Origin of the sequence: Hymenobacter sp. ISL-91 (assembly GCF_018613725.1) — a bacterium.
Lineage (GTDB): Bacteria > Bacteroidota > Bacteroidia > Cytophagales > Hymenobacteraceae > Hymenobacter.
This window is the reverse complement of the sequence record NZ_JAGGPS010000004.1, coordinates 152,527-178,227: the sequence shown is the minus strand read 5'-3', so window position 1 is coordinate 178,227 and position 25,701 is coordinate 152,527. Positions and strand designations below refer to the sequence as shown.

General features: G+C 63.4%; 22 protein-coding genes. 9 read left to right on the top strand and 13 right to left on the bottom strand.

Annotation, left to right across the window (positions count from 1 at the left end; translation table 11 throughout):
• Positions 1 to 4: 4 nt before the first annotated feature.
• From rsmI to J7E24_RS01575, 5 genes are all read left to right on the top strand, one after another.
• Positions 5 to 760: a 16S rRNA (cytidine(1402)-2'-O)-methyltransferase gene (gene rsmI / locus J7E24_RS01595; RefSeq protein WP_215134436.1), complete on the top strand. Its 756-nt coding sequence runs from the start codon at positions 5 to 7 to the stop codon at positions 758 to 760.
• On the top strand, positions 747 to 2,435 hold the full coding sequence (gene lnt / locus J7E24_RS01590) for an apolipoprotein N-acyltransferase (protein ID WP_251046960.1): 1,689 nt from the start codon (positions 747 to 749) through the stop codon (positions 2,433 to 2,435). The genes rsmI and lnt overlap by 14 nt, the downstream gene beginning before the upstream one ends.
• A 66-nt stretch (positions 2,436 to 2,501) precedes the next feature.
• Positions 2,502 to 3,323 carry an inositol monophosphatase family protein gene (locus J7E24_RS01585; protein WP_215134434.1) on the top strand — a complete coding sequence of 274 codons (822 nt, stop codon included), beginning with the start codon at positions 2,502 to 2,504 and terminating at the stop codon, positions 3,321 to 3,323.
• A 183-nt stretch (positions 3,324 to 3,506) separates the two neighbouring features.
• Positions 3,507 to 3,704 carry a FeoB-associated Cys-rich membrane protein gene (locus J7E24_RS01580; protein WP_215134432.1) on the top strand — a complete coding sequence of 66 codons (198 nt, stop codon included), beginning with the start codon at positions 3,507 to 3,509 and terminating at the stop codon, positions 3,702 to 3,704.
• 141 nt (positions 3,705 to 3,845) lie between these two features.
• On the top strand, positions 3,846 to 4,190 hold the full coding sequence (locus J7E24_RS01575) for a hypothetical protein (RefSeq protein WP_215134430.1): 345 nt from the start codon (positions 3,846 to 3,848) through the stop codon (positions 4,188 to 4,190).
• Between the two features lie 87 nt (positions 4,191 to 4,277).
• Here J7E24_RS01575 and J7E24_RS01570 read toward each other — a convergent pair whose 3' ends face one another.
• Positions 4,278 to 5,213: a mechanosensitive ion channel family protein gene (locus J7E24_RS01570; protein WP_215134428.1), complete on the bottom strand. Its 936-nt coding sequence runs from the start codon at positions 5,211 to 5,213 to the stop codon at positions 4,278 to 4,280.
• Between the two features lie 72 nt (positions 5,214 to 5,285).
• Positions 5,286 to 6,308: an SPASM domain-containing protein gene (locus J7E24_RS01565; RefSeq protein WP_215134426.1), complete on the bottom strand. Its 1,023-nt coding sequence runs from the start codon at positions 6,306 to 6,308 to the stop codon at positions 5,286 to 5,288.
• 250 nt (positions 6,309 to 6,558) lie between these two features.
• On the opposite strand from J7E24_RS01565, the gene J7E24_RS01560 reads away from it, so the two are divergent.
• Positions 6,559 to 8,490, top strand: coding sequence for a vWA domain-containing protein (locus tag J7E24_RS01560; RefSeq protein ID WP_215134424.1), 1,932 nt, complete (start codon positions 6,559 to 6,561; stop codon positions 8,488 to 8,490).
• Between the two features lie 347 nt (positions 8,491 to 8,837).
• On the opposite strand, the gene J7E24_RS01555 is transcribed toward J7E24_RS01560, so the two are convergent.
• Positions 8,838 to 9,572, bottom strand: a complete 735-nt coding sequence (locus tag J7E24_RS01555) for a porin family protein (RefSeq protein WP_215134422.1) — start codon at positions 9,570 to 9,572, stop codon at positions 8,838 to 8,840.
• A 319-nt stretch (positions 9,573 to 9,891) separates the two neighbouring features.
• Between J7E24_RS01555 and J7E24_RS01550 the strand changes: the two genes are divergently transcribed.
• A complete protein-coding gene (locus J7E24_RS01550) occupies positions 9,892 to 10,983 on the top strand; it encodes a chorismate mutase (RefSeq protein WP_215134420.1) in 1,092 nt (363 codons plus the stop codon).
• Between the two features lie 197 nt (positions 10,984 to 11,180).
• Here the strand turns inward: J7E24_RS01550 and J7E24_RS01545 are convergent, their stop codons facing one another.
• Positions 11,181 to 12,401 (bottom strand): tetratricopeptide repeat protein, encoded by a 1,221-nt coding sequence (locus J7E24_RS01545; RefSeq protein WP_215134418.1) that lies wholly within the window; start codon positions 12,399 to 12,401, stop codon positions 11,181 to 11,183.
• 157 nt (positions 12,402 to 12,558) lie between these two features.
• On the opposite strand from J7E24_RS01545, the gene J7E24_RS01540 reads away from it, so the two are divergent.
• Positions 12,559 to 13,932, top strand: a complete 1,374-nt coding sequence (locus tag J7E24_RS01540; RefSeq protein WP_215134416.1) for a lysophospholipid acyltransferase family protein — start codon at positions 12,559 to 12,561, stop codon at positions 13,930 to 13,932.
• 9 nt (positions 13,933 to 13,941) lie between these two features.
• On the opposite strand, the gene J7E24_RS01535 is transcribed toward J7E24_RS01540, so the two are convergent.
• The 4 genes from J7E24_RS01535 to J7E24_RS01520 all read right to left on the bottom strand — a co-directional run bounded on the left by J7E24_RS01535 (position 13,942) and on the right by J7E24_RS01520 (position 17,193).
• Entirely contained in the window at positions 13,942 to 14,235 is a 294-nt protein-coding gene (locus tag J7E24_RS01535) for a hypothetical protein (protein ID WP_215134414.1), read from the bottom strand.
• A gap of 216 nt (positions 14,236 to 14,451) precedes the next feature.
• Entirely contained in the window at positions 14,452 to 14,712 is a 261-nt protein-coding gene (locus tag J7E24_RS01530) for a hypothetical protein (RefSeq protein WP_215134412.1), read from the bottom strand.
• 547 nt (positions 14,713 to 15,259) lie between these two features.
• Positions 15,260 to 16,456 carry a serine protease gene (locus J7E24_RS01525; RefSeq protein ID WP_215134410.1) on the bottom strand — a complete coding sequence of 399 codons (1,197 nt, stop codon included), beginning with the start codon at positions 16,454 to 16,456 and terminating at the stop codon, positions 15,260 to 15,262.
• A gap of 155 nt (positions 16,457 to 16,611) precedes the next feature.
• Positions 16,612 to 17,193 (bottom strand): RNA polymerase sigma factor, encoded by a 582-nt coding sequence (locus tag J7E24_RS01520; RefSeq protein WP_176907851.1) that lies wholly within the window; start codon positions 17,191 to 17,193, stop codon positions 16,612 to 16,614.
• Positions 17,194 to 17,328: 135 nt separating this feature from the next.
• On the opposite strand from J7E24_RS01520, the gene J7E24_RS01515 reads away from it, so the two are divergent.
• Positions 17,329 to 17,568, top strand: a complete 240-nt coding sequence (locus tag J7E24_RS01515; protein WP_215134408.1) for a hypothetical protein — start codon at positions 17,329 to 17,331, stop codon at positions 17,566 to 17,568.
• 167 nt (positions 17,569 to 17,735) lie between these two features.
• Here the strand turns inward: J7E24_RS01515 and J7E24_RS01510 are convergent, their stop codons facing one another.
• The 5 genes from J7E24_RS01510 to J7E24_RS01490 form a co-directional block, all read right to left on the bottom strand.
• On the bottom strand, positions 17,736 to 19,538 hold the full coding sequence (locus J7E24_RS01510; protein WP_215134406.1) for a hypothetical protein: 1,803 nt from the start codon (positions 19,536 to 19,538) through the stop codon (positions 17,736 to 17,738).
• 101 nt (positions 19,539 to 19,639) lie between these two features.
• Complete coding sequence (locus tag J7E24_RS01505; protein WP_215134405.1) at positions 19,640 to 21,949, bottom strand: DUF4175 domain-containing protein; 2,310 nt, start codon at positions 21,947 to 21,949, stop codon at positions 19,640 to 19,642.
• Complete coding sequence (locus J7E24_RS01500; RefSeq protein ID WP_215134403.1) at positions 21,946 to 23,532, bottom strand: BatA domain-containing protein; 1,587 nt, start codon at positions 23,530 to 23,532, stop codon at positions 21,946 to 21,948. The genes J7E24_RS01505 and J7E24_RS01500 overlap by 4 nt, the downstream gene beginning before the upstream one ends.
• Positions 23,533 to 23,665: 133 nt before the next feature.
• Positions 23,666 to 24,541, bottom strand: coding sequence for a DUF58 domain-containing protein (locus J7E24_RS01495; RefSeq protein WP_215134401.1), 876 nt, complete (start codon positions 24,539 to 24,541; stop codon positions 23,666 to 23,668).
• Between the two features lie 169 nt (positions 24,542 to 24,710).
• Positions 24,711 to 25,685 (bottom strand): AAA family ATPase, encoded by a 975-nt coding sequence (locus J7E24_RS01490; protein ID WP_215134400.1) that lies wholly within the window; start codon positions 25,683 to 25,685, stop codon positions 24,711 to 24,713.
• Positions 25,686 to 25,701 lie beyond the last annotated feature (16 nt).

Here is a 25,701-nt window from a genome sequence, read left to right as displayed (position 1 = left end):
GGCTATGTCGGAACCTACGCTGCTCTACCTCGTGCCCACGCCCATTGGCAACCTGGAGGATATCACCCTGCGGGCCATCCGCATACTGGGCGAGGTAGATTTGGTGCTGGCCGAGGATACCCGCACCAGCGGGCGGCTGCTGCAGCATCTGGAGCTGAAAAAGCCCATGCTCAGCTACCACCTGCACAACGAGCACCAGCAGGTGCCGCGGCTGCTGGAGCGGCTGGCCAAGGGCGAAACCATGGCCCTGGTGTCCGACGCCGGCACGCCAGGCATCTCCGACCCGGGGTTTTTATTGGTGCGCGAGTGCCTGGCCCGGGGCTTTAAGGTGGAATGTTTGCCGGGCGCTACGGCGCTGGTGCCGGCGTTGCTCAAGTCGGGTTTCGGGGCCGAGCGGTTTACGTTCGAGGGGTTTCTGCCGGTGAAAAAGGGCCGCCAGACGCGCCTGCAGGAGTTGGTGCCCGAAACCCGCACCATGATTTTCTACGAGTCGCCGCACCGGATTGTGAAGACGCTGGAGCAGTTGGCCGAGGTGCTGGGTCCCGAGCGGCCCGCTTCGGTGAGCCGCGAGCTGACCAAGCTGTTCGAGGAAACCGTAACGGCCCCGCTGGCCGAGCTGGCCCAAAACTTCGCCGCCCGCCCGGCCATCAAAGGCGAAATTGTGCTGGTAGTGCAGGGCCGCCCCCACGAGCGTGCCGCCAAAGCCGACCGCTACAAAAAGTACGACGACGACCAGACTGACGACGATGATGCCGAATAATATCACTCTGCCGCAGCCCGCCGTAACGCCCGCCAAAGGCCTGAACTACTGGCTGCCAAGCCTGCTGGCGCTGCTGAGCGCCGGGCTGCTGTGGGCCGGCTGGCCGGTGAACCCGGCCCCGCTGGCCTTGCTGCTGCTGGTGGCCTGGGTGCCCTACCTGCTGCTGGAGCAGCGCCTGAGCGCGCAAGGGGCCAGCGGCTGGAAGATTTGGCGCTACGGCTACCTCACGCTGGTGCTCTGGAACCTGTTTACTACCTACTGGGTGAGCTTCAGCACGCTGGGCGGCGGCATTGCGGCCGTTGTGTGCAATGCCCTGATGATGAGCGCGGCGCTGGCAGCCTTCTACCACACCAAAAAGCGGTTTGGCCCCACGCTGGGCTACCTCTCGCTGCCCATCTACTGGATTGCCTTCGAGCAGCTGCATCTGCACTGGTTTCTCACCTGGCCCTGGCTTACGCTCGGCAACGGCTTCGCCACGGCCAACTCGCTGGTGCAGTGGTACGAGTACACTGGTTTTCTGGGTGGCTCGCTCTGGATCTGGGCCGTAAACCTGCTGGTTTTTTATTCGATCAGCAAATGGCGGGCCGCTGGGCCGGATCTGAGCCGGGTGGCGCGTCAACGCTTGCTCGTAGTGCCCTTTCTGGCGGTTTTGCTGCCTGGGCTGCTGTCGAACTACATCGGCAGCAACTACCAGGAGAAAGGCCCGGCAGCCGAGGTGGTAGTGGTGCAGCCCAACCTCGACCCGTTTCTGGAGAAGTTTGCGGGCTCGCCCAACTTTGTGCCCTACGACCAGCAGCTGGCGCGGATGATAGCCCTGACCGAGCAACAGCTGACGCCCCAGACCCGGCTTGTGCTCTGGCCCGAAACCAGCCTCGATGAAACGTATTTCGAAAGCAACATCGAAACCTACCCCCGCATCGGGCAGCTGCGGCAGTGGCTGGCCACGCATCCCGGCCTCGACCTGGTAACCGGCCTGACCACCGTGGGCCAGTACGGCCCCGATAAATCCCGGGCCAGCGCCACAGCCCGCTTCCGCGACGACTTAGGCTACTACGACCTGTTCAATGCGGCCCTGCACCTGGGCCGGGCCACCGACCCGGCCGCGTTCTACCACAAAAGCCGCCTCGTGCCGGGCGTGGAAGGCGTGCCGCCCTGGCTGTCGATGTTTGTAATTGACCTCGGCGGCTCGGCCGGCGGACTTGGCTCGCAGCCCGAGCGCGCCGTGTTTGAAGCGGCCGCCGCGCCCGCGTTGCGGGTGGCACCCGTCATCTGCTACGAATCGGTGTACGGCGACTTTGTGGCCGATTACGTGACCAAGGGGGCCACGCTCATCGGCATCATCACCAACGATGGTTGGTGGTCCGACTCGCCGGGGCATAAGCAGCACCTGCAGTACGCCACGCTCCGGGCCATCGAAACCCGCCGCGACGTGGCCCGCTCGGCCAACACCGGCATTTCGGGCTTCATCAACCAGAAGGGTGAAATCACGCAGCAATCGGGTTGGTGGGTGCAGGCCGCATTGCGCGGCACCGTACACCTCAACACCGAGCTCACCTTCTACGTCCGCCACGGCGAGCTGATTGGCCCCGCCTGCCAGGTACTGGCGGTGCTGTTGCTGCTGGCCACCGTTGCGGCGTCCGTGCTGGGGCGCAGGCGGGTAGGGCAGGCCGCGTAAGCAACCGATGAATGTAGCGCGAAGCTCCAGGGAGCTTCGCGCTACATTCAAAACGCATCAATCTTTATGGATTATAACCAAATCAGCTTTCAGCTAGCGGCGGTAACGCGCTATGCGGGGCAGTTTATCCGGCAGGAGTCGGCCACGTTCAACCGCAGCCACATCGAGAGCAAAGGCGTCCACGACCTGGTTTCGTACGTGGATAAAGAGACCGAGAAGCTGCTGGTAGCAGGCCTGCGCGAGGTGCTGCCCGAGGCCGGTTTCATCACCGAAGAAGGCACTGAGGGTGCCGAACGGGCCGAGGAGTTCAACTGGATAATCGACCCGCTCGATGGCACCACCAACTTCGTGCACGGCCTGCCGGTGTACTGCGTGAGTGTGGGCCTGATTCGGGGGCAGGAACTGGTGGCCGGCGTGGTGTACGAGGTGGTGCGCGACGAGTGTTTCCGGGCGGCCAAGGGTGGCGGAGCGTTCTGCAACGAGCAGCCCATCCACGTTTCCGACGTGCCCGACCTCAACTCTTCGCTCATCGCCACGGGCTTTCCCTACACCGATTTCGGCCTGATGGACGACTACCTGAAGGTGCTCGGCGCGTTCATGCGCGGCTCGCACGGCGTGCGGCGCGTAGGCTCGGCCGCCGCCGACCTGGCCTACGTGGCCGCCGGCCGTTTCGAGGGCTTCTTCGAGTTCAACCTCAACTCGTATGATGTGGCGGCCGGTATTTTGCTGGTGCGCGAGGCCGGGGGGCGCGTTACCGAATTTCTGCAGGACGGCGACCCGCTGTTCGGCCGCGAGGTTGTCGCCAGCAACGGCCTCGTGCACGGCGAAATGCAGGAGTTGATTGGGCAGGTGTGGCGGCGGGAACAGGGAAGCACGCTTGGCGGTTAGGTAAGAACTGGCCTCTTCCCAAGGAGGTCGGTGTAGGGCGGGGCTTGCCCCCGCCCGCCGTTCGCACCATCCCACTGATGCCGTTTAACGGCGGGCGGGGACAAGCCCCGCCCCTACAGCGTGCTGGGTAGCATGACGTCTTTTCACTAAGCACTGACAACGAAGCATTAAGCACCAACCACCATGTGGCTACAATATCTCATCATCGCGCTGCTCTTTGCGGGGGCGGCATTTTACGTAGGGCGCATCTTCTGGCGGGCTTTCGATAAGCGCCAGAGCGGTTGCGCCAAGGGCTGCGGCAGCGCCTGCTCGGGCTTCGATGTGGACCAGATGCAGCGTACCATTGACCGGGCCCAGCAACGGCAGAAAGCGGCTGGCTAAGGCCGGGCCTGCTTTTCGGCGTTTTGGTATAACCTGCCCCCGTATCGGCTACGTATAGCCCGGTGCGGGGGCAGCCTAGTTAGTCGCCCCCGCTATACCTTTCCTGTACGCTCCCCTCCCCCGACACCTAATCCCCTGGTCATGCAAGACAACGAAAAAGAACGTAGCCTCGTGAATGTAGAAAGCAAGCTGAACGCCGACGGTTTCACGGCCGACTTTCGCGTAGCCGACGGCAAGCTCTACCCGCTCAGCGACGATAATAAGGCCCGTGGCTATATGCCCGAAGAAGTAACTATCGTGGATTTTTACCGCTTCGAGGGCGAAAGCAACCCCGACGACATGTCGATTCTCTACGCCATCGAAACCACCGACGGCGTAAAAGGCACCATTGCTACGGCCTTCGGCACCTACGGCGACACCAGCGTAGACGAGTTCCTGAAAACAGTGGAAGACCTGGGCAAAAACCTCGACAAGAACCACAAATAGCCGCTCCGGCATCTGGTTAACCCCATCCGTTATTCCGACCTTTCGCTTATCAGGCAGAAGGTCGGAATAACGGTTTTTAAGGCTCTGCTATTCGGGTAGCTGCTGCGGCGGCCCAGACTCAGGGTCAGGCCTGCGGCCCACTGCCTGGCTAAGCTTGTCGAGTAGCTCGGGCGAGATGTCGAGGGTGCGAATGGGAAACGGAATGGAAATGTCGGCCTTGTCGAAAGCGCGCTTGATGCGCATCATGGCCTCGCTTTTGGCACTCACGTAATCGGTCTGGCGGCGGTACGGAATCCAGAAACGGAGGGTGAAATTGATGGAGCTTTCGGCAAACTCGGTGAACATTACCTCCAGCGGCCGTTGCGTGAGCATGCCCGGAAAGCCGTGCATGCACTCCAGCACCACGGCCTGCACCTGCTCCAGGTTGGCGTCGTAGCTGACGCCACAGGCTACATCGACCCGGCGCTGCGTGGTTTCGGTGAAGTTGATAACCGAGCTTTCGAACACCTTGCGGTTGGGTACGCGTACCAGCTCGCCCGTTACCTGGCGTAGGTCGAGGGTACGCAGATTGATGCGCTCAATAGTGCCAAAATAGGTTTCCGTCTGGATAACGTCGCCTACGGTAAACGGCCGCTGCACGGCAATGAGAATGCCGCTGATAAAGTTGGCCGCAATATCCTGGAAGGCAAAACCCAGCGCCAGGCCAATGATACCAACACCGGCCAGCAGCGAGGTTACCGTTTTGTCGAGCTGCAATACTTCGAGCGTGAAAAACAGGCCAATCAGCAGCACGGCCACGTGCACAATGGTGGCAATGAGCTGATTGAGGGTTATGCTGGGCGAAACCCGGGTCAGCAGCCGCTCCACAACGCGGTGAACCAGCTTGGCGACGAAGTAGGTAACCGCCAGAATAAGGATGGCGATGAGCAGGTTGGGCAGCAGCAACAGCACGGCCTGCACCCAGCGCGCCAGCTTATCCGAAATAAGCTCGAAGGCCCGTTGAAAATCTGTTATTCCAAACATGGATAGGGGGTAATATTCAAAGCAAACCGCAAGCCGCTGCCGGGCTACCGAGCGCAAAATTATACGCGTTTTCTAGCCCCATACCTTCGTGCCTTCCGAGCAGTTGCGGCACATCTCAATCTGGTCGCGGCCTTTGAGCAGCGAGGCGCGAAACTGCCGGTACTTGGGGCCGTGCCAGAGCTGGCGGAACGTCTGGGTCTGCAGGTCGCCGAGGCGGTATTCGGCGTCCTTGTCGAAGCAGCAGGGCACCACGAGGCCGTCCCAGGTTATCACGCACGAGTGCCACATCTTCCAGCAGTGGTTGAGCAGCTTGTTTTTGAGGCTCCAGGTGCCGTCGCCCTGGTTTTCGTAGCGCGAGTAGTAGTCGATGGTCGGGATAAGGGGCGAGCCGTTGTGGTGGTCGTAAATCTGGGCCGTTTTAAACCACACGTCATCCACGCCCAGCTCGCGGGCCAGCGTGCGGGCCTCGTCCAGCTGGTGCTCGTTGGGGCGCACCACCAGAAACTGAAACACAATGCGCGGGGTGCTCAATTTCAGCTCCTTGCGCCACTTCACCACGTTGCGGGTGCCCTCCAGCACTTTGTCAATTTTGCCTCCTACGCGGTACTGCTGGTACACCTCCTGGGTGGTACCGTCGAGGGAGATAATGAGCCGGTCGAGGCCGCTTTCCACAGTGCGGCGGGCGTTGTGGTCGTTGAGGTAGTGGGCGTTGGTGCTGGTGGCCGTGTAAATGCCCTTGCCGGCCGCGTACTTCACCAGATCGAGGAAGTTGGGGTGCAGGTAGGGCTCACCCTGGAAGTAGAAAATCAGGTACCAGAGCCGCGAGGCTACCTCATCAATGGTTTTGCGGAACAGCTCGTCGGGCAGCATGCCGGTGGGCCGAGTGAAGGAGCGCAGGCCGCTGGGGCACTCGGGGCAGCGCAGGTTGCAGCTGGTGGTGGGCTCGAAGCTGAGCGCCACCGGCAACCCCCAGTGCCGGGCCTTGCCGGTGGCCTTGCTCAGCAGGTAGCCCCCCACTACCTGGGCCCCGTTCCAGAGACGGCGCGGGGTGGCTTTCGACAGGAAATTAAGCGAATCGGTGAGCAGTGAGGACATAAGTGAGGTAAAGGTACTGCACTTGCAGGGAGTCGAAAGCTGAACGTCATTCAGAGCGAAGCGAAGAAGCTCGCGTGCTGACGTGGCAATGGCCGTTGTTCAACGAGGCACGCGAGATTCTTCGCTTCGCTCTGAATGACGTTCAGCTTTCAGCTTTTTTTTAACTCCGTGTGGAATCCATGCCGGCTGTGCATCAGCTACCCAGAACCCGGCCGGTTCGCTATGGTTCCACCTTCTATTCTTTCTGCTGATGCACCGTTTCCTTTATCTCGCGCTGGCGGCCGGGCTGCTAGCCGCTTGCCCTGCTGCCGCCCAAACTAGCCCGACCCCGGCCGCCGCCGTGGCTTTGGCCACCTACACCGTTACCGGCCGCGTAACCGACCGCTCCACCGGCCAGGGCCTGCCCGGCGTCACAGTGCTCGTCAAAGGCACTTCCATCGGCGTCAGCACCCAGGCCGATGGCAGCTACCGGATTGAAGTGCCGCAATCGGGCAAAGTGCTGGTGTTTAGCTCGATTGGCTTCGTGTCGAAAGAAGTAGAGCTGGCTGCCCAGCGGGTGGTGGATGTGGGATTGAGTGCTGATTCGAAAGCTCTCAATGAAGTGGTGGTAACGGGCTACGGGCTTCAGGGCCGGGTAGCAGGTGTCAGCATCCGGGGCGCGGCCAAGGTCAAACGAAGCCGCCATACCGCCGACCAGTCCTACGGCGCGGTATCCGCCGCGCCCTACTTCCCGCAGCCCGAGCCCGGCGCAGGCGACACCTACGCCAGCGTGGCCGAGAACGGGTTCCGCTCGGCCCAAAAAGAGCCCCTGAGTACTTTCAGCATTGATGTGGATGCGGCCAGCTACAGCAACGTGCGCCGCTTTCTGCAGCAGGGCCAGCTGCCGCCGCCCGAGGCGGTGCGAGTCGAGGAAATGCTCAACTACTTCCAGTACGACTACCCCCAGCCCGCCGCCACGGCCGCCGAGCCGTTCCGCATCATCACCGAGCAAGCCCAGTGCCCCTGGAACCCGCAGCACCAACTGGTGCAGGTGGCCCTGCAGGCCCGCAAAGTTGCTACCGACAAGCTCCCGCCTGCCAACCTCGTGTTTCTGGTCGATGTGTCGGGCTCCATGCAGGGCCCCGACCGGCTCGGGCTGGTGCAGCAGGGCCTGAAACTGCTGGTCCAGCAGCTGCGCCCCCAGGATAAAGTGGCGCTGGTGGTGTACGCCGGGGCCGCCGGCACGGTGCTGCCGCCCACCGCCGGCTCCGAAAAAGCCACCATTCTGCGAGCCATCAACAACCTGAGCGCGGGCGGCAGCACGGCCGGCGGCGCGGGCCTGCGCCTGGCCTACGATGTGGCCCGCCAGAACTTCAACCAGCAGGGCAACAACCGCGTCATCATCTGCTCCGATGGCGACTTCAACGTGGGCGAGCAAAGCGACCAGGCTATGGAGCGCCTTATCGTGCAGCAGCGCGAGTCGGGCGTGTTCCTGACGGTGCTGGGCGTGGGCCGCGGCAATTATCAGGATAAAAAGATGGAGCTGTTGGCCGACAAGGGCAACGGCAACTACGCTTACCTCGACAACCTCGATGAAGCCCGTCGGGTGCTCGTCAGCCAGTTCGGTGGCACCCTGTTCACGCTGGCCCAGGATGTGAAGCTGCAGGTCGAGTTCAACCCGGCCCGGGTGCGCGAGTACCGCCTCGTAGGCTACGAAAACCGCCTGCTGGCCGCCGAAGACTTCAACAACGACCGCAAAGACGCCGGCGAGCTGGGCTCGGGCCACACCGTTACGGCCCTCTACGAAATCGTGCCCGTAGGCGCGCCGGCCACCGTCGATGCGCTCAAATACCAGCCCGCCCCGGCCACAGCTCCGGCGCTGGCCTCGGCCGAGCTGCTAACGGTGAAGCTGCGCTACAAGGAGCCGCGCGGCACCACAAGCCGCCTGTTGGCGCTGCCGCTCACGGGCGTGGCCCGGCCCCTGGCCGAGGCCAGCGAGAACCTGCGCTTTGCCGCCGCCGTGGCCCAGTTTGGCCTGCTGCTGCGCCAGAGCGAGCACCGCGGCAGCGCCACCTACGCCGCTACCGCCCGCCTCGCCGACGGCGCCCGCCGCTTCGACCCCGAAGGCTACCGCGCCGAGCTGGTGCGCCTCGTGCGCCTGGCCGAAGGCCTGCAGCCGGCCCCGGTAGTGGGTGCCCGCTGAAAACCGGTGGCACGGCAGTCAGCCCAAACGGCTTCCCGACTTCCCGGCTTCCCGGCTTGCGGGAGTCATTGAAATAAATAGTGGGTTCGGGCCGTTAGCGTGCAACGTAATGCAGCACACCGGTACTCCTGCTTACAGCAGCTAGCCGAGTTGCCGCCTGCAAGCTCCTAATAATTGGCTCCGGCGACTCCGACCCCATTTCCGAAGGCGGTCCACCTCACTCACAGGCGGCGGGCGCAGCGAGTTGCAGCTCCTGTGTCACCCACGCCGCCGGGCCGCCTTCGGTTTATTATTCAAAAAGGCAGTAACGCGAACGTTGTAGTTCGCGTTACTGCCTTTCTGCCGCGCTAGAACGAGTAGTTCAGCGAAGCTTTGATGACGCGGTTCTGAGCGTCGAAGTTGTTGTTTTTGTCGAGCGAAGACAGGCCGTAATCGTAGCCGGCGCTCAGGCCGAAGCCGTTCTGGAACTGATAGCCCAGGCCGCCCACCACGGCGAAATCTACGCTGCGCAGCTGGTCTTTCACGTCAAAATCGTTCTGGTAAGCCGAGAAGCCGAAGGCGCTGGCCTTCACGCGGGCCTTACCCGAGAGCAGCACCGAGGCCTGCGGGCCGGCATACACATACAGCCCGTCGGTGAGGTAGGCCTTGGCCAGCACCGGAATATCGAGGTAGGCCAGGCGGGCCGTGCCGTCGAGTTTGGCGTTGATGAATTTAAACTGCTCGAATGGGATAGTGCCCCTCAGTCTGGTGCCCTTCTCGGAGTAGCCCAGGCCGGGCTCAATAGCGAAACGCGGCCCCAGCGGCAGCGTGGCGTACAGGCCGGCATAGAAACCCGGCTTCATTTCTTTATTAACGGCGCCGTTGGCCAGGTCGGTCAGGTCGGTAAACGAATTCACCGCGTCGCCCGAGAGGTCGGCCACGTTCAGGCCGGCCCGCACGCCGAACTTCACGCCATCGGTGGCCGAGGAGGAGCTATAGGAAGGGGCCGGGGCGCGGCGCACCTGCGCCTGAGAAGCGGTAGCAAAACCGGAAACGAGCAGGGCGGCGGCGCCGAGGCGGGCAAGGAGTTGGTTGGTACGCATAGTTGAGTTGGTTTCGGAAGGAAGAAGACGGGCCGGCGCAGAACAAAGGGCGGCCGGCATACAGGGCCATTTGGCAAAACCGTGCCAGTTTCGGCAGGCCTCCAGTTTCGCGCACCAGCCAATGCCAGAAACCCTCAGGCAAATATCTGAAATACAATATGCAACGGGGTGAAAGCTGAATTTCTCAGCTGAAAGCTCCCCCGTGCATTCAGCCTTGCCCGCGCAGATGACAAAACCGCAGGCCCCGCCCGATGGTAGTACAGGGCGTGCGGCCATGCGCTATCTTGCCCGCCGCTACCGTTTCCGTACCTGCCCCGCAATGCCCCACGCTTCTACCGCCGCCCAGGCCGCCGTTACCACGCAGTTTCCCGGCAAAAAACCGCTCATTATTTCCGGGCCCTGCTCGGCCGAAACCGAGCAGCAGCTGCTCGAAACCTGCACTCAGCTGGCCGCTACCGGCCGGGTGGATATGTTGCGGGCCGGTATCTGGAAGCCGCGCACCAAGCCGGGCATGTTCGAGGGCATCGGCAAAACGGGCCTGCCCTGGCTGCGGCAGGCGCGCCAGCTCACGGGCTTGCCCACCACCGTAGAAGTAGCTACGCCTCAGCATGTAGAAGATGCGCTGGCCTACGACGTAGACGTGCTCTGGATTGGGGCCCGCACCACAGTCAACCCGTTTTCGGTGCAGGCGCTGGCCGATGCGCTGCGGGGCGTGAAGGTGCCGGTATTCGTAAAGAACCCGGTGCACCCCGACCTGGAGCTGTGGCTGGGCGCAGTAGAGCGGCTGGCCCAGGCCGGCATAGCCGATATCGGCCTGATTCATCGGGGCTTTGCCAGCTACGGCAACACCGAGTACCGCAACGCGCCCATGTGGCATCTGCCCATCGAAATACGGCGACGCCTGCCCAGTTTGCCCCTCATCTGCGACCCCAGCCACATCTGTGGCAACCGCACCGGCCTGGCCGCCGTGGCCCAGCAGTCCATCGACCTCGACTTCGACGGCCTGATGCTCGAATCGCACATCGACCCCGACAACGCCTGGAGCGACGCCAAGCAGCAGGTGACACCCCAGCGGCTGGCCGAGCTACTCGACTCGCTTACCTGGCGCCAGCACACCTCCACCGAGCCGGAATTCCTGGACAAGCTGGCCCGGCTACGCACTCAAATCGACCAGCTCGACGACGAGATTCTGCACCTGCTGGGCCGCCGCATGCAGGTGTCGGAAAGCATTGGCCACTACAAAAAAGAAAACAACATCACGATTCTGCAGGCGCGGCGCTGGAACGAAATCCTGGAGCGCGCCCTGCGCAAAGGCGACCAGTTGGGCCTCACTGCCGACTTTATCCGCCAGTATTTCGACGCCGTGCACCTCGAATCCATCAACCGCCAGAACAGCGTGATGAACAAGTAAAGTAGCGCCAGGATAGCCAATAGAAAAAAACGTCATGCTGAGCGTAGCCGAAGCATCTCTACCGTAATAGTAATCATATACTACTGCGGTAGAGATGCTTCGGCTACGCTCAGCATGACCATAACCAATTCTTTCCGCCTGTGCATTCATGCGGGGTAGGTCCGGCAGGTTCTGCCAGCAGCTCGCCGCAGGCCCGGTTACTGCTTCACGGCCTCTTTTGCTGGCTGGCCGGGCTTCGGCTGCTTGGTTGGCTGCTTCGGGGCGGTACCCTTGCCGGTATCGGCCTTTTGAGCTGGAGCAGCCGGTGTAGCGGGCTTTCCGGAAGTCGGTTTTTTCGGGCCGTTGCCCTTCAACGAGGGGTTGCTGCTTTGCGCTGGCTCCGTCTGTTGGGGGTGGGCTGACTTGGGTTCGGCTTCTTGAGGCTCCGTATTCTGGGGCTCGGCCTCCGGCTTGTCCGGCGCGGGCTCGCCTGCAGCCGCATCAGCGGCGGTAGGCTTCAGGACCTCGGTGGGCGGGGCAGCCCGGATGGTGTCGGGGGCAAGGGCAGGAGCCGGCGCAGCGGGGGCTTCGGGGGCCGTCTGCCGGATACGTTCTTCTATTTCCTTCAGCAGAAAGCCAGCGTCCTCTTTGCGGTGGGCATCGGGGAAGAATTGCTGCGCCAGTTGGGCCTGCTTGCGGGCCTGCTCCAGCTCGCGCAGCTCCAGCAGTACAAAGGCCATGTTCAGATGCACCGTAGGGTTGCGCGGGCGCAGCTTCAACGAGCGTTCAAACGGTGCTAGGCTGGCCTGGAAACGCCCCAGGCGCTGGTAGGCATAGCCTAGTGCAAAGTACGAAAGGTAGTCGCCCTGGCCGTGGGCATGGGCCTGTTGATACTCGGTGATGGTGCGCAGAAACACCTCGTCTTCGCCAATACCTGCTTCGGCGCAGTCGCACTGCTGTACGGTATAATAATAGTCGCCCAAGGCCCGCGAGAGGCGGTAGTTGGCGGGGTAGCGGCGCTGCAGCCGCTCCAGCACCTGCCGCACCGCAAAGCGGTAGCGCAGGCTGTCGAGGCCCAGTTGGCGCAGGCTGTCGGGGGCCAGGTCGAGCAGCTTCAGGTCGCGGAAGGCAAAGCGCCGGAGCTGGTCGGTGTTGGTGTAATAGCGCAGGGCCAGATCGGCCTTTTCGATAACCACGGCCGGGTCGGTGTTGCGTGGGTCGAGGCGGGACAGCAGCTGCCAGGCGCTGTTGTAGCGGCGCTCCAGCACCAGTTGCCGGGCCTGCCGCAGCGTGGCGGCCTGGGTAGGAGCGGGGGCAGGGGCCGGCTCGGCTTCGAGCGTATCGGGAACTACCGTCTGGCCGTAGGTAGCCACCGGGCGCAGCAGACCGCCGGCACTCAGCAACAAAAGCAGCAGAAAAAGCAGCAGCGGGCGGTTCATAAGGCGTAAAGATGCGCGACCCGTCGCAAACCTGCACCGGCGTCCGGCAAAAAGTCTGAATCTGGCGAATTGTGGTTTGGCCGGCGGCGCGGCAGTTAGCATCTAGCGCCCGGAACCACCTGCCGGTTTCCGTCAAAAATCTACCTTTCTTGTAGCCATGCTTTTCTACAATGTCATGAAGCCCCTGGTGCAGGTGGCGTTGCGCGTTTTTTTCCGTCGCCTCGAAGTGCGCAACCGCGGGCGGCTGCAGGGGCCGGGGCCGCTGCTCATTGCCAGCAACCACCCCAACACCCTCATGGACCCACTGGTGGCCGCCGTCAACCGCCGTCAGCCCATTGCGTTTCTGGCCAAGAGCACGTTTTTTCAAAACCCGATTCTGCGCGCCATCATGGAGTCGGGCAACTCCATTCCCATCTACCGCCGCCAAGACCTCGAAACCGGAGCCGAAACGCTTACGCCGGCGCAGCTCGAAGCCCAGAACGAAAAAGCCTTTGGGCGCTGCTACGATTACTTCGACCGTGGCGGCACCATCATGATTTTTCCCGAAGGCACCAGTGTGTCGGAGCGGCGGCTGCGGCCTCTCAAAACCGGCGCCGCCCGCATTGCCCTCGGGGCCGAAGCCCGCCATGATTTTCAGCTGGGCCTCCGTATTCTGCCCTTTGGCATCAACTACTTCGACCCCCAGCGCTTCCGCTCCGATGTGTTCATCAACCCGGCCGAACCCATTTTGGTGGCCGATTACGCCGCGCAGTACCGCCAGGACCCCGAAGCGGCAGCCGAGGCCCTCACCGCCGAAATCCGCACCCGGCTGGAGCGGCGGCTCGTTATCACGGTTTCCGATGAGGAGGACGAGCTGATAACCCAAGTGGAGCGCACCTTTGGTCAGCACCTGATTCAGGACGACGAAGAAACGCTCTACGACAACTTTCAGCTCAGCCGCACGCTGCTGAAGGCCAGCCGCTACTTTGGGCAGCACGAGCCGGAACGCCTGGCCGAACTGCGCCAGCGCCTGCACGCCTACCTGCAGCAGCTAACCCAACTGGGCCTCACCGACGATGCGCTAGCGGCCCGCGGCGCGGCCAGCACCCGTGCCCGCCGGGCCCTGCTGGCATCGGGGCGCCTGCTGCTGGGCCTGCCGGTGTACGTTTACGGGCTGTTGAACAACTATCTGCCCTACATCATCCCGTCGTGGGTGGCGCGCCGGGCTACCAGCGAAGCCGAATTCGTGGCCCCTATTATGCTGACGGTGGGCATGATTACGTTCACCGTTTTCTACCTGGGCCAGACGGCGCTGGTGCATCACTTCACGCAGGACTGGCGCTGGACGCTCCTGTATTTTCTGAGCCTGCCGATATCGGGCTTTTATGCGCTTGGTTACGCCGGCACCCTGCAGGAGCGGCGCCAACGGCTACGAACGTTGCGCTTGTTCGGCAGCCAACGCCCAACCATGGAAACACTGCTGCGCCAGCGGGCCACCCTGTTGCGCCTGCTGCGCGAAGCCCGCGAGGCTTACCTGGCACGAAGCCGCTAAACTGCGGCGCTAAAACAGGCTGGTTTCGGTTTTTTTGGTTGGTTCCTCGCGCAGCAGCTCGTTGTGCAGCATGGCCTCGGCATAAGGCGTGAGCTTCTTTCTGCGTATAGCGCGCCGCTGCTGCCAGGTAAGCTTGCGTTCGGCTACGCTGGCAGTGGCAGCCCGGGCAGTGCTGGCTGGTTGTTCGTTTGCGGGCTTGAGGCTACCGTTAGCCGTAGGGCGGGCAGCTGACTGCTGCGCGTGGGCGGGAGTTGCCAGCGCAATAACTCCGGCCAGCAGGAACAACGACACAACGGTTTTCATAAGGCAGGAAGTCTATCAGCAGGAATACTGAGTTATCGGCAGCTAAATCAACCCAGGCAGGCACTTGCTTTGTCTGGATTCTAAGCAAGTATTTATATTACTTGTGCAAGTATATGGATAAAATATTATTGATAAAAGTATATTATTAAACGGGCTGTATAAAAAAAGCCTCCTCCCATCGGGAAGAGGCTCTGGTTCTGATATAAGCGGGGCTGGTTATTGAGTATCGTTATCTTCAAGGGCCTCAGCCGTTTTCGATACGGCCACCACGGCCACGCTGGCCAGCACCGCAATGCCCACAATAATCTGAACAGGCGTGAAACGCTGCGAGATTTTGCGTAGCAGCGAGCTGCCATGCTTTACCATATCATCGAAATGCTCCTGCTCGCCGCGGAACACCCGGTAGCCGCTTTGCAGCGCGTTGATGATGTCTTCGGGTAGAATTTTTTCTACTTCGGTGGAGAGTTGGTTGCTCATAGTAAAAAGGCAGAATCAGCGGTAAAAAAAGTCCAGGACTGCCCAAGCGGGCTGCCTTCGAAGCTGTACGCACATCAGCCAATTTTGATACCTGGTTTTGCAAAGAAACTGCCACGGACGGGCTTGTCAGGACTACGGCTCCGCTCCACGGCCGGGAGGCTAGTTGCTGCACATGCTTGCCTATGCCCTGCAGTAACAGGCTCCGTCTGCCGGGGCGCTCAGATCGTGCGGTAATTGTTGGCGGCCGAGGAATATGCGGCAGTTTAAAGGACGGGCAGACTGGTGAGACGGGAATAGCGGGGTAAGGTGTCGTTAGTAAGTCGGTTAAATACTTGACAGACAAAGCATAACCAGCCTCTATATTTCTTAGCAGCTCCAGCTACAACGCATAAGGCTGTTTTGCTGTGGCGCAACTGATTAGACTAAATGGCATGATGTAAAGTTTTGAATGACAATAAGTTAACCTGGGTTCGAATTCAATCAAATGCACAAAAAAGCCCTACCGCTGAAGCAGTAGGGCTAATATGGTTTGCTGGTTGCCCGTCGCTTATTCGTATACTTTCACCACGAACACATAGTCCTGGAGCTTGCGGATTTGCTGGGGGCGAGTGGTGCCACCGAGTTGGTTATAGCGCGGCAGGTTATAGGGCTTGCCCGCACCAGCGGCACTCAGCGAGTCTACCAAGCGCATCAGGTACGACGATTTGGTGGCGAAGGCAGCGCTCTGCACGTCCATTTGCCGGCCGCTTACTACGCCAATCAGGTTGCCACGGTCATCAAGCAGTGGGCCGCCCGAGTTGCCTGGGTTCACCGGAATGCTCACCTGGTAAAAGCCCGTGTCGCCCTCAAAGCCCGAACGGGCGCTCAGCGAGCCATCGTTGAAAACCAGGTCTTCGCGGGGGTAACCAAGGGTATACACCTTCTCGCCCAGCTCCGACTGGCCCCGCTTGAAAGCGTAGGGCAGGCGGCCGAATCCGGTAAAGTCTTTGTCGGTAATCTGCAGAATGGCCAGGTCGTGGGCCACATCTGTAAACACCGGCTCGGCCCGGAAGCGCTGACGGGCGCGGTTTTCAATCAGCAGCGAGTCGGCCCCCTGAATAACGTGGTAGCTGGTTACAAGGTAGCCGTCGGCCGTCAGGGCAAAGCCTGTGCCGCTGAACTTGCCGGGGTTAAGGCGCTCGGCGGGCGCGGCCGCATCTATCTGGGTAATAGCGCGGTTCATGCTACGCTGGTCGCGCTTGATACGCTCCACTTCGCGGCGCAACATGGTGTAGCCGTTGCGCGAGGAGGTGCTTTGCTGCGAGGTGCGGTACATTTCCAAGCCCAGCAGTGTAGTGAACACGGCCAGCACAGCCACGGCGGCGGCCACCATCATGGTGGCGCGGTGGCCCTGCCAGAAGGCGCGCAGCTTCTGCTCGGTGCGCGAAATACGCAGCATGGGCCGCGGAGCCTGCCCGGAGGCAAACTGCTCGCCCCGCTCGTCCTGCTCGGCCACTTTGGCCAGATCGAGGCGAGGCGCTTGCTCGGCCACCATATCGGCATGGATAGCCGCCAGACGCTGGCGTAGCGCCTGGCGCCGTCCGTAGGCGGTTAGCGTACCGGTCAGCTCCTCAAATTCCTGCAGGCGCTGGGCCAGCGCGGGGTCGGCGGCCAAGCGGTGCTCCAGGGTCGTTCGGTCCGCATCTGCCAGTCCGCCAGCGCGGTAGGCTTCAAATAAGGCGTAATAGTCGGCTTCGGTTTTCATTATGTACAGCTAAGAGCCTCGTGGTTAATGGTTATTTGGTAGAACGTCATTCAGAGCGCAGCGAAGAATCTCGCGTGAACTCGTTAAAATCCTGCCGCAACGTCAGTAGGCGAGATTCTTCGCTGCGCTCTGAATGACGTTCTACCAAATAAGCACTAATTAGATTCCTGGTACTGATTGAAAAAGAGCTTTTTCAGGCGTACCAGACATTTGTATTTCTGATTTTTGGCATTGTCGGCGTTGGTGTAGCCAAACTCGTCCGTTAATTGCTGCATCGACTTGTCGAGCAGGTAAAAGCCTTCGAGCAGCGAGCGGCAGGGCTCCCCGATCAGGTCGAGCGACTGCGCCATAGTGCCCAGTTGCCGTTCCTTTTCCTCGGCCCGCTCCAAGTCGGCTTCGGCGCCGGTTTCCAGGAACGGCTCGTGGTCGTCGAGGCGGCCGCCGAAACGGGTTTTCTCGGCGAGTCGCTTGAGCCACAGGCGGCGGCACACGGCGTAGAGGTAGGTTTTGATCTGGCAGCTGAGCTCCAGGGAGCCGTCGCGGACCTTCTCATAAAATACCATTACGCCCTCCTGGTACACATCCTTGGCTTCGTCGTCGGTGCCGCTGTTTTGCAGCACGTAGTGCGAAATCATCGGAAAGTGTAGCCGATAGAGCTGGGCCAGCGCCCGGTCGTCGTCGCGGCGGATGGCCGCCACAAACTCCTCGTCGGTGTAGGAAGGTTGTCCCTTACCCATTCGCTTTGTTTCTTAATACGTGGGCAGAGGTTGGGTAACCCACTGAAAAATTATTTTTCGGTAGTGGGTTACCATTGGCCGATTTACGGATGAACCGCGTTTTTCGGATCATACTATTTCCAACCAACCCCCAACATGAAAAATTTCCTGAAAGCTTCGGCCCTGGTAGCCGTTTTCGCCGCCGCCCTCACTTCGTGCGAGCAGAAGGCTGTTGAAACGACCACCGCTACCGAAACGACCACCATGGACGCCACCACGACGACTATGGATTCGACGGCAACGACGACCGAAGTAGCTCCAGAAGCTGCTCCTGCTACCACGGAGGCCACCACCGAGGCTACCACCACTACCACGACCACCGAGGAAGTGAAGTAGTAAGTGCCGGCCGGCTTTGCCGGTTTGCCAATAACAGCCCGGGTTCCGCAAGTGCGGGGCCCGGGCTGTTTTTTGGATGAAGTAGGCCGTAAGATACGGCCTACTGGCAGGAATCGGTATGGATTTACTCTAGTTGGCTGATTGCCAGCCAAGTACTGTGGCTTGCGCTATAGCTTCTCTTCCAGCCAGAGCAGGCCCGCGCCTGCTACCACCAGCACATACCCCCACCAGCGGGGCCAGGTTTCGCGCCCAGCCGCACCGCCCGCGCTTATGCTCGCCTCCATTGCCGCGGCGGCAACTGTTGTTGCCATCTGTGCAGCAGCCAGCTGCCACTCCGGCTGCTCGGGGCCCTGCCATTGGCCAGGAGCGTACACGTAAAACCACTGCTGCGCTGCGCCAATCTGGGCCTTATGCCAGCCGGTTGCAGCGGGCCAGTAGGGGGCAGTGCTCCACTCGGGTACCTGGGCATCGGGGCGGCGGGCAACAGATACGGTCGTGCCATTGGGGCCGGTAACGACCAGCGGGCCGGTAGCCGCGCCGGTGGTGCGCAATGTTAGTGGCGCGTTGGGCCGGGGCCAGTGGCTGAGCGGCGCAATGCTAAGCGCGGCGGGCCGGGGCGGGCGAGTGGCCCCCAGCAGGTGGCTCCAGTACGCCTCATACACGGCTGCCTGCCCGCTCAGCTGCCACGGAAATGTTTCGGTTAGCGTACTCACGGCCACTGTGCCCAGCCCCAGCCGTCGACCCGCTGCTACTGCCGCCCCGCCCGCGCTGAGGCTGACGAGGGGCCGCAGGCCTTCGGCAGACCGCAATGTGGCCGGTACCAGCGCCGTGGCACTGGCCGGAGCTTGGGACCAGCGCAGCTGTTGGGCCATGGCGGCCGCAGCGGCCGGCCGGGCCTGCAGCCCGAACACCGCGCCACCGGGCAGCTGGCGGGGCAGCGTGGCCGCATCGGCCAGCAGCAGCAGGCCGGCCGTGCCATTGGCAATGGCCACGCGCAACGCCGTGGTTTCGGCTCCGCTGAGGCTGGCTAGGGTGGCCGCATCGGTCACAACTACATCAAAACGACCGAGCAGGGCGGGCGTGAGGTTGCCCAGGGCCGGTGGGTTGGGTAGATTCAGAAACTCGGTTTGGGTGAGGCCCCGGCTCAGGCCATTGCGCAGCGCCACCGCGTACTGGCGGCCAGCCAGATAGTTTTTCAGAAACCGCAGCTCAAACGACGGCGTGGCGGACAGCAGTAGCACCCGCAGTGGCTCGGCGGCGAGTACCTCTACCGGAACCGGCTCGCGCGACAGGGGCTGGTTGTTGCTGCGGGCTTCCAGCGCATACACTGCCCGACCCGCCATCCGTGGCGTAAAACGCAACCGGAAGCTGCCTGACCCTTTCGGCAGTTTTACCGAGTCGCGCACGGTGCCGGCCGCGTGCAGCCGTAGCCACACCGGCCCGGCTTGGGAGGCCGCAAACGAGCCGCTCACCGTCCAGGTTTCGCCCAGGGTGGGCCGCGCCTCCCAAACTGCCTGCCGGAAGCCGGCCAGCGGCGCGTCGGCGTGGGCTGTCAGCGCGAGGCCGGCCAGGGCGGGTACATCGGCGGCGGGCAGGCCTTGCCCCAGCACGTGTAGGCGGCGCAGGCCTGGCAGCTTAGCCCGGATGGCGCTGGTGTTGCGAAAGGTGGGCGTATCGGGGGCGGGGTTTATTTGCTCGGGGGCGAAGCGCCACAGCGGCGTGCCCGGGCCAAAGCGGGCCAGCAGCGCGGCCAACGTGTCGGGCGAGTAGCCGGGCGTGAGCAGTACGGCCGTGGTGGCTCCCGGGGCAGTGGCCGGCCGGCTGCGGGTGGGCGGCAGGGCGGCTAGGGCCAGTCCGGCCGCGGCCAGCAGCCCAGCCGCCACGCGCAGCCCCCGCCGTCGCGTATCGGCCCGGCGCCAAGCCAGTACGGTAAGCAACACAGCCAGCAACAGGGGGAGCAGGTAAAGCATTTTTTAGTGCGTAGAGCTTAGCAAGTAGTGCTTAGGAGGACGTTGAACTGCTATTGTATGAAGCGGGAGCCTGGCTTTGCCGTTCTGCGGTTCGTGCTACGTCAGTTCAACAAATCGAAATAGCGGCGGGTAAGTCCGCTGTTGGGAGCGGGGCGGGCCGTTGGGGTCGGGGCAGGTACTGGCAGCAAATCGGTAAAGGCGCGTTCCAGCGGCAATAAGCTGGCCTTGTTAACCGGCTGGCCGGCGCGGAGGGCTGCTGTTGCTTCGCGCAAATGGCGCAAGGCGGCCAAGTAGCGGCCGGGCGTTTGCAGGGCAGCCCGTGCAAGCTCGGGGCCCGCCTGTTCCAGCGCGGTGGCGGCCCCGGCCGGAGAGCGGCCCGGGGCGCGCAGCTGTTGCACGGTGGTGAGGGCGGCCCGCAAAGTGGGCTGCCGGGGCGGCGCATCGAGCTGACGCTGGCGGCGCGGCGCGGCGGCACCGTCTAGGTCGCCGGTGAGGCGGGTGGTGGCTTCGGGCATGGGCGGGGGCGTAAAACCGGCCTTTTTCACGTAGGCCCGGGTTTGCTGCTGTACCTGCTTCAACAGGCGCAGGGCGCGGTACTCGAAGGGCAGGGCTTCGCGGAGCCTTCCGGTGCGCAGCCGCAGCTCCGCCTCCCACATCTGGGCCAGCACGGCCTGCAACTTGGCCTTCACAGCAGGCTCCAGAAAATCGGCCGTTTCTGAGTCGTCGTGGCGGTGCATGTAGGGCTCCATCAGCTCGGCGGTGCGGGCCTCGGCGGCCGACTGTCCAGCCCGCGCCGGCAGGCCGGCACTGTGGTCGTGGCCGTCGTTTTCGTGGTGCTCCTCCTCTTTCTCGGCAGCAGCTGGTTCGGGGGTAGTGTGGTCTTCGGCTACCACCGAGCCCATGCCGGGCGGGTCGGCGGGCTTGGTCGCCTTGTCCTGCGCATCGGGGCGGGTGGCCCCGCCGATGCTTTCGTCGGTTTCTTCGCCCAGAAACTTGCCGTAGCGCATGCGCAGCAGCTTTTGGTCTACGCCTATGCTGTTGGCGCGCTCCTGCACCGTGGCGGCGGGCAACTTGCTTTGCTCGGCCAGCAGCTTTTCGGTATCGATGATAATCTGGCGCTGGCTGCGGAAATAGGCCGGAGCCGTATTCACGCCCAATGAGGCATCAAGTGTACTGGTCTGCACCGTCGTATCTTCCCACTGCACCAGATAGGTGTCGGAGCGGGTGAGCTGCTGGCGGTTGTCCCAGGCCTGCAGGTAGAAATACACCTCGTCACCGTAGGTCAGGCCCAGCGCCCGCAGGTTGAGCACCGGGCGCAGTGTGGCGGTGCCGGGCTGGCTGCCCAGGCCGGCGCTCAGCTCGGTTACCACTTCCGTAAATTTCACGGCCTCGCCCTGGCCCTGGGCCACGGTGGCTACCAAGCGGGCGCGGCTCAGGCCATAATCGTCCTTCAGCTGGGCCTCGATGGCCACCCGTGGCGGTTGGCCAAATTCCACCAGCGTATAGGCTTTGGGCCGAATGAGACGAATAATTGGGGCCTGATCGGCCACTACTTCAACTGAATAATCATCGGAAACCTGCCCGCCCAGCCGCAGCCGGTACAGCGCCGAAGCCGTCAGCGTTTCTTCCCGACTGAAAGCCAGCGAATCACCCGGTACTGGCTGCAGCGGCAGCTTGCGGCTGCCCAGCTCCAGCACCGGCGGCGTTTTCGAGGGGCGGCTCAGGCGCACCTGCCAACGCACGCGGCTGCCAGCCGGGCACCGAAACGAGCCGGATTCGGGCGTAAACCCCGCCTGGCGCGTGTAGGCCGGAGGCTGCACCCGCAGCCGGGTTTCTATGATGCGCGGAGCCGCGGCGGGTTGGGCCGGTACCTCCTGAAACCGCAGCGCCACGGGCGCGCCACTTGCGGCCGTAGCCACTGCCGCGCCGGGCCGCTGCCACCACACCAGCGCCGCCAGCAGCAGCAGTGCCCCCGCGCCGCCCAGCGCCGGCCGGAAATCTACGGACAGCAGCGGGCCGGCAGCGGCCAAGTTTGGCAGCCGCTCCCGAAGCCGCTGCTGCTGCAGTTGCTCCAGCAGGTTTAGGTCGGTAGTAGGGTGCAGCAGCAGCGCGGCACTGTCTTCCAGACTGGGGTGCTGCTGGTTGAGGCGGCGGGCCGTAGCCGCGGCCGGCTCGTGCCAGATGAGCCAGAGCGCCCAGCCGGCCAGCCCAAGCAGTGCCAACGATACGCCAGCCACAGCATAGCCCATGCGGGGCCAGGCCGCAGCTACTGTCAGTAGCAGTACGGCGGCGGCCAGGGCGGGTAGCAACAAGGCCAGCGTGCGGCGGCGGGCCCGGCTGTGGCCGGCAGCCCGCACCAGCCCGGCGCAGGCAGGTGCTTGGGTAGCAACGGAGGCAACGGCGGAACTCATGCGGGCTGGCGTTGGGTGGATGATGACTCGGAGGAACGTGTGCCAACTGGTGCAGCACGGTTGCGCCGGGCGGCCAGCAGCCGTTCCAGCACAAACAGCAGGCCTGCGGCCAGCACCAGCCAGGGAGCCAGCTCGCGGCGTGGAGCCGTTGGCTCTGTGCCATCGACCACCGCCGCTACCGGCCCGCGCACTTGGCTCAGGGGCAGTTGGCGCGAATCGGGCTGGAAGGCGGGCGGAGCAGTGGGCTGCAGCAGCGGCAGCAGCAGCGCGGGCAGTTCCGGGCTGTCGGCCAGGGAACTCCAGGCGGCATCGAGGCGGGAGTGCAGGCGGTAGCGGCCGGGGGGCTGCCAGCTCAGCAGCGGCCGGCCGGCGGCGGTAGTCCATACGGGCACGGCTCCCGGGCTGGAGGTAGTATCAAGACGTGCAATAGTGCTGGGAGCAGCGCTGGTTGCGGGTTGGAATTCGGTAGCGAAGGACTTGGTATCTGAATCAGCCTCCTGCCAGACGCGCACCGAGGCGTCGGTGGCCCAGCGGGCGGGCAGCGGGGCGTCGCGCAGCCAGAAAAGCCAGTCGAGCGAGTCGGTGGGCACCGTTTCGGAGGTGGAAACTACGAGCCGGGGCCGAAGCGGTAGGGTAGGGGCCACGGCCCGCAGGGCGGCCGTCAGCACCCAGGCCGAGGCAGCGTGGGCGGCGTCGTGGCTCAGGTGCCAGCGCGCCGCCCGGTGCAGCAGTGGCATCGTGCGGTGGCGGCCGTTTTCGGTTACCAGTAGCTCTTTGGGGCTTGCCAGCCTGATTTCAGCCCCGTTCCAATTGCCCCCAATAAGCTGGCCGGCTGCCGGCCGCCGTACGCGCACCTGCTGGTACGCCACCGCCGACTCGGAGCCGTTAGCCATCAGCACCACCAGGCTGTCGGGATGCGGCTGCCAGGCGGCTACGGGCCAGCGGCTGGAGTCGGAGGGGGGCAGCGGCAGCCAGCGCACAGAGGCGGGCAGCGCCGGGCGGGTACCCTGGAACGAAGCCACACTCAGCGGCGCAACCACCACCAACGGCCGGCCGGGCAGCGAATCGGCGGCCAGCTGCACAGTGTTCCAGAGGTTGGGCGCGGCCACCAAAACGGAGTCGGTAGCAAGGCGGCCCGGAGTTTGAGCCGTGGTGTCGCCGAGGCCCAGCACCGCCCAGGGCCGCACTGCACTCACGGAGCGGCTGTCGGAGAGCTGCCGCAGCTGGTAGCCGCGCTGCCGCAGCGAGTCGAGCAAGGGGCGTACCGGGGCCAGGGCTTCGGTGTTTACGCCGGGAGCCAGCAGCACCTGCCCGCGGGCGGGCGGTACCGGCAGCAGTTGCAGCGGCTCGGCCACGGCCAGCGCCAGCAGCCCGAGCATGGTGGCCCGCAGCAAAAAAAGCAGCAGCTGCTCGGGTTTTATGTTGCGCAGGCGCTGGTTGGCGGCTGCTTCGAGCCACCGCACGCTGCCCACCCGCACCACCCGGCCCGGCCGGCGGTTCCAGAGGTAAATAGCCAGCGGCACCGCCAGCCCCAGCAGGGCCAGCCAACCAGCGGCAGCGTTAGGGAAGAAAATCGGCGGCAAAAGGATGGGCGCTACAAGTGGCAAGCCGCAAGCTACACGCTTCAGGCTACCGCTTCAAAAATTGTCAGTAAGTGGAAAACGCGAAAATACAGACGCTAAACGGTAGCGGTAGTTGCGGCAGGTTATTGCGCCGCTACGTTCCCCGGGCGCGACGGCGCAAAAACTCGCGGAGCGCGTCGGTGAGGGGTTCGGCGGTGCTCAGCAGCTGGTAGTCGAAGCCGAGGGTGCGGGCGCGGCGGGCGGTGGCCTGCAGCCAGGGCTGCAGCTGCTGCTGCCACACCTGGCGCTGCTGGCCGGCATCGAGCTGCAGCTGCTGGCCGGTTTCGAGGTCCTCGAACGTTACGGCCCCGCGAAACGTGAATTCCAGCTCGTTGCGGGCCATCAGGTGCAGCACCAGCACTTCGCCCGAGGCCGCCCGCAGCCGCGTCAGCAACTGTTCGACCTCGCCGTTTTCCTCGTACCAATCGGTTACGCAAATGGTAAGGGCGGGCTGACGGCGGGCGGTGAGGGGCGCGAGCGTGGCCGTATCAGGAAACTGGCCGGTGGCGTTGGCGGTGGCTAGGGCGTGGTAGAGGCGAGGCAGTTGGCGGGCATCGGCGCGGGCGGGCAGGTGGCGCAGGCCGCCGGGGTGCAGCACGGTCAGGGCCACCGCGTCGCCCTGCTGGGTGGCCACGTAGGCCAATGCGGCGCACAGCAGGCGGCCATATTCGAGCTTGCTCAAGCCGTTGTCGTCGCGGTGGTTCATGCTGGCCGTGGCATCGAGCACGAGGTGCACCATCAGGCTGGTATCCACCTCCGATTCGCGCAGATAGTAACGGTCGGAGCGGGCGGCCAGGCGCCAGTCGAGGCGGCGCAAATCGTCGCCGGGCTGGTAGGGGCGGTACTGGCTGAACTCCATGCCCGCGCCCTTGCGCCGGCTCAGGTGGGCACCATGCAGCAGCCCTTCGGCCGCTTGGCGGGCTGCCAGCGGTAGGTTGTGCAGGGCGTGCAGATGTTCAGGCGTGAGCATAGCAGGCAGTTTTTGGCGAGCAGTAAATCCGGGGAAAGGCTGTCATCCTGCGCGGAGCGAAGGACCTTCTCATGTTTGTACGAGTTGCTGGGAAGAAGCACTCTATTGTTATAAGGTCCTTCGCTCCGCGCAGGATGACAGCCTTTCCCCAACTTAATGCTCTAAATTCTCACGAAACAGCTCCCAGCAGCGCCATTACGGCATCTTCCGTCGTCAGACCCTCGGCTTCGGCGTTGAAGTTGAGCAAGATGCGGTGGCGCAGCACAGCCGGGGCCAAGGCCTTGATATCCTCCGAAGTAGCGGCGAAGCGGCCCTGCAGTAGGGCGCGGGCTTTGGCGCACAATATCAGGGCTTGGCCAGCGCGGGGGCCGGCGCCCCAGCGGCCGTAATCCTGAATGAACTTGACCTGTGAAGTAGCCGGGCGAGTGGCGCGCACCAGCCGGTTCACTAGCTGCACCAGCTCCTCACTGATGCTCACCTGGCGGGTCAGGAGCTGCAGCTGGCGCACGTCGTCGCCGCTGAGGATGGGCTGTACTTCGGGGCGGGCGGTGCCGGTGGTGCCCGTCAGCACGGCCAGCTCCTCCTGCTCGGTGGGGTAGCCGATGCGCACGTAGAGCAGAAACCGGTCGAGCTGGGCCTCGGGTAGAGGGTAGGTGCCGCTTTGCTCAATCGGGTTTTGGGTGGCCAGCAGAAAGAACGGCTTGGGCAGGGCGTGCTCCTGGCCGGCGTAGGTGACGTGGCCTTCCTGCATGGCCTCCAGCAGCGCGGCCTGGGTTTTGGGCGGCGTCCGGTTGATTTCGTCGGCCAGCACTAAGCTGGCGAAAATGGGACCAGGGTTGAACTTGAACGAGCGGTGGCCGGTGCCATGGTCTTCTTCCAGAATCTCGGTGCCCAGAATATCAGTCGGCATCAGGTCGGGCGTGAACTGGATGCGGCGGAAGGGCAAATCGGTAGCCTGGGCCAGCGTGCGCACGAGCAGGGTTTTGGCCAGGCCCGGCACGCCTTCGAGCAGCGCGTGGCCACCAGCTAGCAGGGCTACCAGCACTTCTTCCAGCACCTGCTGCTGCCCCACAATTACTTTCCCGATTTCGGCCTTAAGCAGCGGAATTTTCGCCAGCAGGCGGTGTACGTCTTGTTCGGTCATTTTGGAGGCTGGGGAA

Excerpts from the sequence above, each read along its gene's own strand:
- rsmI (WP_215134436.1), top strand. The coding sequence starts at position 5 with ATGTCGGAACCTACGCTGCTCTACCTCGTGCCCACGCCCATTGGCAAC.
- lnt (WP_251046960.1), top strand. The coding sequence starts at position 747 with ATGATGCCGAATAATATCACTCTGCCGCAGCCCGCCGTAACGCCCGCC.
- J7E24_RS01585 (WP_215134434.1), top strand. The coding sequence starts at position 2,502 with ATGGATTATAACCAAATCAGCTTTCAGCTAGCGGCGGTAACGCGCTAT.
- J7E24_RS01580 (WP_215134432.1), top strand. The coding sequence starts at position 3,507 with ATGTGGCTACAATATCTCATCATCGCGCTGCTCTTTGCGGGGGCGGCA.
- J7E24_RS01575 (WP_215134430.1), top strand. The coding sequence starts at position 3,846 with ATGCAAGACAACGAAAAAGAACGTAGCCTCGTGAATGTAGAAAGCAAG.
- J7E24_RS01570 (WP_215134428.1), bottom strand. The coding sequence starts at position 5,213 with ATGTTTGGAATAACAGATTTTCAACGGGCCTTCGAGCTTATTTCGGAT.
- J7E24_RS01565 (WP_215134426.1), bottom strand. The coding sequence starts at position 6,308 with ATGTCCTCACTGCTCACCGATTCGCTTAATTTCCTGTCGAAAGCCACC.
- J7E24_RS01560 (WP_215134424.1), top strand. The coding sequence starts at position 6,559 with ATGCACCGTTTCCTTTATCTCGCGCTGGCGGCCGGGCTGCTAGCCGCT.
- J7E24_RS01555 (WP_215134422.1), bottom strand. The coding sequence starts at position 9,572 with ATGCGTACCAACCAACTCCTTGCCCGCCTCGGCGCCGCCGCCCTGCTC.
- J7E24_RS01550 (WP_215134420.1), top strand. The coding sequence starts at position 9,892 with ATGCCCCACGCTTCTACCGCCGCCCAGGCCGCCGTTACCACGCAGTTT.
- J7E24_RS01545 (WP_215134418.1), bottom strand. The coding sequence starts at position 12,401 with ATGAACCGCCCGCTGCTGCTTTTTCTGCTGCTTTTGTTGCTGAGTGCC.
- J7E24_RS01540 (WP_215134416.1), top strand. The coding sequence starts at position 12,559 with ATGCTTTTCTACAATGTCATGAAGCCCCTGGTGCAGGTGGCGTTGCGC.
- J7E24_RS01535 (WP_215134414.1), bottom strand. The coding sequence starts at position 14,235 with ATGAAAACCGTTGTGTCGTTGTTCCTGCTGGCCGGAGTTATTGCGCTG.
- J7E24_RS01530 (WP_215134412.1), bottom strand. The coding sequence starts at position 14,712 with ATGAGCAACCAACTCTCCACCGAAGTAGAAAAAATTCTACCCGAAGAC.
- J7E24_RS01525 (WP_215134410.1), bottom strand. The coding sequence starts at position 16,456 with ATGAAAACCGAAGCCGACTATTACGCCTTATTTGAAGCCTACCGCGCT.
- J7E24_RS01520 (WP_176907851.1), bottom strand. The coding sequence starts at position 17,193 with ATGGGTAAGGGACAACCTTCCTACACCGACGAGGAGTTTGTGGCGGCC.
- J7E24_RS01515 (WP_215134408.1), top strand. The coding sequence starts at position 17,329 with ATGAAAAATTTCCTGAAAGCTTCGGCCCTGGTAGCCGTTTTCGCCGCC.
- J7E24_RS01510 (WP_215134406.1), bottom strand. The coding sequence starts at position 19,538 with ATGCTTTACCTGCTCCCCCTGTTGCTGGCTGTGTTGCTTACCGTACTG.
- J7E24_RS01505 (WP_215134405.1), bottom strand. The coding sequence starts at position 21,949 with ATGAGTTCCGCCGTTGCCTCCGTTGCTACCCAAGCACCTGCCTGCGCC.
- J7E24_RS01495 (WP_215134401.1), bottom strand. The coding sequence starts at position 24,541 with ATGCTCACGCCTGAACATCTGCACGCCCTGCACAACCTACCGCTGGCA.
- J7E24_RS01490 (WP_215134400.1), bottom strand. The coding sequence starts at position 25,685 with ATGACCGAACAAGACGTACACCGCCTGCTGGCGAAAATTCCGCTGCTT.